This window comes from Pinirhizobacter sp. (assembly GCF_035317885.1).
Taxonomy (GTDB): domain Bacteria; phylum Pseudomonadota; class Gammaproteobacteria; order Xanthomonadales; family Rhodanobacteraceae; genus Pinirhizobacter.
In genome coordinates, this window is sequence record NZ_DATHFX010000212.1 from 1 (window position 1) to 2,631 (window position 2,631).

Consider the following 2,631-nt stretch of genomic DNA (forward strand, 5'->3'; position numbering starts at 1 on the left):
CGGAGATGAAGCCGACGCTGCTGGAAAGGTGATATTCGAGCGCGGGCGAGGCATACCAACGCGTCGCAGGCCCGCTGCTGGAAGAAACCGCAAATCCCCGGCCGTCCACGCCATGCACGCGTGTGTCGGAATCGTGCGACCAGCCCAGGTCCATCGCCAGGCCCCATCGGCGATTGATGCTGTACTCCGCTGCCACCAGCGCGTTGACGTTGCTTCCGGGGCTGGCTGAGCCGACGAAACCGCGACCAGTACCGTAGACACTTGCGCCGCGCAACGAGACGTGGCCTGGGCGAGGCGCCCAGCCGAGGTTGGCCCTTACGCGCAGGGGGCGTCCGCTGCCCAGCCAGAACCACTGCTGGTAGAGCGCGGCAAAGTTGTTGCCTTCCACACCGCTTCCGCCACCATTGAAGCCGTTGCTGCCCAGGCGGTCGTAGCGGCCCACGGCGAAACGATGGCCGGCAACGAGCGAGAACGCAGCGCGCGTGCCGTCGGCGTTGGGAGCCTGCAGCATGTACTGGAAACGGATCGACGTGTCACCCGAGCGGATACCGTCGGTACTTTGCCCGGCGCTGCTGGCCCGCGAGACGCTGGGCGTTACGGTGGCGGCGAAGCGGTCGGTGATGCCGTAGGTCACCACGGCGATCGACCGCCAGCTGCGCGAGGGTGTTACCGCGTGCCGGTCGCCGTGGTTGTCGAAGGCGTTGCGGGTTTCCGAATAGAACACGTAAGGCTGTACCACCAGTCGCCCGGCGGCTGGCGTGGCGCCGTTGAGTGAGGCCAGGCTTCCGGTCCAGTTCACGTCGGACGTATCGTGCGACGTGGCGAGGGCAACGGGTGCGGCCAATAGGCTGCAAGCGGCGAAGACATAACGGATCAAGAGCATCTCTCCCTGGTCGAGGTGCCGCGCGGTGCGCGGTGCCGGTTCCACCCGGCATTTCGATGCTAGGCTTCGATTGCATGCCGGCGCTGTCAGGTATCGCTCTTTATTCAGTAGTTTTTCCTACAAGCGCTTCTTGTTTTCCTACAAAGCATTTCCCCACCACATGACATCCGCTGACGAATTTTCACCCTTCGGCGAGCAGGCCAAAGCCTTCGTCCAACTGGCAAGCGAGCCAAACGCCTTCGAACGCACGCGAAGGGACGCGCATTTCACTGGCTCCGCCTGGCTTGTCAGCGGCGATGGGCGGCGCGTGTTGCTGACCCATCATCGAAAGCTCGACCGCTGGCTTCAATTGGGCGGCCACGCCGACGGCGACACCGACCTTGCGCGGGTGGCATTGCGCGAGGCGGAAGAGGAGTCGGGATTGCCCGATCTTGCGATCGAGGGCGGCGTGTTCGACATCGACCGCCACCTGATCCCCGCGCGCGGCGAGGAGCCTGCGCATTGGCACTACGATGTGCGTTATGTGGTGCGGGCGAGGGGAAGCGAGCAGTTTGCCGTCAGCTCAGAATCGTTGGCCCTGGCCTGGTGGCCGATCGCCGATATCGCCGCCGATGCGTCGGGTACGGAACGGGGTCAGAGTAATGACTCTGACCCCCACTCCACGCGGGGCGTAGCGGCATGGGATGACTCGCTGCGACGGATGGCCATGCACTGGCTTGCGCGCGAGTCTTAGCCGTAGCGTGCCGGAGCGGGATTGAGATGGCCGCAGGCGTCGCAGGTGCGCGCCTCTACCGAGCCATAGAAGCGGTCGAATACCGGTGGGAAGTCGTGCTCGATGCTGTCCAGGACGAAGTATTCCTCGTAGAGCTTGTGGTTGCAGCGCTCGCAGAACCACAGCAGGCCATCTTGCTCGTTGGCCAGGCGCCGCCGCTCGACCACCAGACCAACGGAGCCTGGCATGCGCTGCGGCGAGTGCGGTACGCGCGGCGGCAGGTAGAACAACTCACCGGCACGAATGGGGATATCCCGGGCGCCGCCGTCATCTTGCACCTTGAGCACCATCTCGCCTTCGAGCTGGTAGAAGAACTCGGGGCCTTCATCGTGGTGGTAGTCGGTACGCGCGTTGGGGCCGCCGACGATCATCACGATGAAATCGCCATCGACGATGCACTTGTTGCCCACCGGCGGCTTCAACAAGTGGCGGTGTTCGTCGATCCAGCGGGCAAGGTTGATCGGTGGCAACAGGCTCATGACGTCATACCTCCAGGGTGGCCAGGTCGCCCTTTTCCTCAAGCCAGGCCTTGCGGTCGCCAGCACGTTTCTTGGACAGCAGCATGTCCATCAAACCCTGGGTGCCGTCTGCCGCGTCCACGGTGAGCTGCACCAGGCGGCGGGTGTCGGGATGGATGGTCGATTCGCGCAGCTGCGGCGCGTTCATTTCGCCCAGTCCCTTGAAACGGGTGACGCTGATCGCGCCCTTCATCTTCTCGCGCTCCACGCGCTCGAGCATGGCGCGCTTTTCGTCTTCGTCCAGGCAGTAGAACACCTGCTTGCCCACGTCGACGCGGAACAGCGGCGGCATGGCCACGAACACATGGCCTTCGTGAACCAGGGCGGGGAAGTGGCGCAGGAACAGCGCCGAGAGCAGGGTGGCGATGTGCAGGCCGTCGCTATCGGCATCGGCCAGGATGATCACCTTGCCGTAGCGAAGGCCGGAAATGTCGCTCTTGCCCGGGTCGCAGCCGATG

General features: G+C 64.4%; 3 protein-coding genes and 1 pseudogene. 1 reads left to right on the plus strand and 3 read right to left on the minus strand.

Annotated elements, in window-relative coordinates; genetic code table 11:
* Window positions 1-928 (minus strand): hypothetical protein (locus VK519_RS06655; protein WP_324348418.1); only part of this gene is annotated, 928 nt, incomplete at its 3' end.
* A gap of 115 nt (window positions 929-1,043) precedes the next feature.
* Here VK519_RS06655 and VK519_RS06660 point away from each other — a divergent pair.
* Window positions 1,044-1,616 carry an NUDIX hydrolase gene (locus VK519_RS06660; RefSeq protein ID WP_324348420.1) on the plus strand — a complete coding sequence of 191 codons (573 nt, stop codon included), beginning with the start codon at window positions 1,044-1,046 and terminating at the stop codon, window positions 1,614-1,616.
* Here VK519_RS06660 and VK519_RS06665 read toward each other — a convergent pair.
* Window positions 1,613-2,134, minus strand: coding sequence for a 3-hydroxyanthranilate 3,4-dioxygenase (locus tag VK519_RS06665; protein ID WP_324348422.1), 522 nt, complete (start codon window positions 2,132-2,134; stop codon window positions 1,613-1,615). The two genes, VK519_RS06660 and VK519_RS06665, sit on opposite strands and share 4 nt — an antisense overlap.
* A 4-nt stretch (window positions 2,135-2,138) precedes the next feature.
* Window positions 2,139-2,631, minus strand: a pseudogene (locus tag VK519_RS06670) (DNA topoisomerase IV subunit B); the annotation flags it as partial.